At 68.3% G+C, this 439-nt stretch carries 1 pseudogene; it reads left to right on the top strand.

From position 1 onward, the window contains the following. Positions 1-6 precede the first annotated feature (6 nt). A pseudogene (locus tag ACOQFL_RS22835) lies at positions 7-439 on the top strand (ligase-associated DNA damage response exonuclease); the annotation flags it as partial.

Genomic DNA, 439 nt, shown 5'->3' with positions numbered 1-439 from the left:
GCACGGATGAGCGCTGACGAGCGCCCCGGCGACTTGGTGGTCGTCAGTCCCGACGGGTTGTACTGCCCACTCGGCGACTTCCATATCGATCCCTGGCGGCCTGTCGCGCGGGCGGTGGTCACTCACGGCCACGGCGATCACGCCCGCCCTGGGATGAGGGAATACCACGGCAGCGCCGCGGGCTTGCCGATTCTGCGCTGGCGGCTCGGCGACCAGCGATATTTCGCCTACGAGTACGGCGCGGCCTTTACGTTGGGCCGCACTCGGGTGTCGTTGCATCCGGCTGGCCATGTGCTGGGCTCCGCGCAGGTGCGGATCGAGGCCGATGGGCAAGTCTGGGTGGTGTCGGGCGACTATAAGCGCCAGCCCGATCCGACCTGTGCCGCATTCGAGTCGGTCGCCTGCGACGTGTTCGTCACCGAGGCCACCTTCGCCCTGC

Origin of the sequence: Actinopolyspora sabaoui (genome assembly GCF_051225635.1) — a bacterium.
Lineage (GTDB): Bacteria > Actinomycetota > Actinomycetes > Mycobacteriales > Pseudonocardiaceae > Actinopolyspora.
This window is presented reverse-complemented; position numbering and strand designations above follow the sequence as displayed.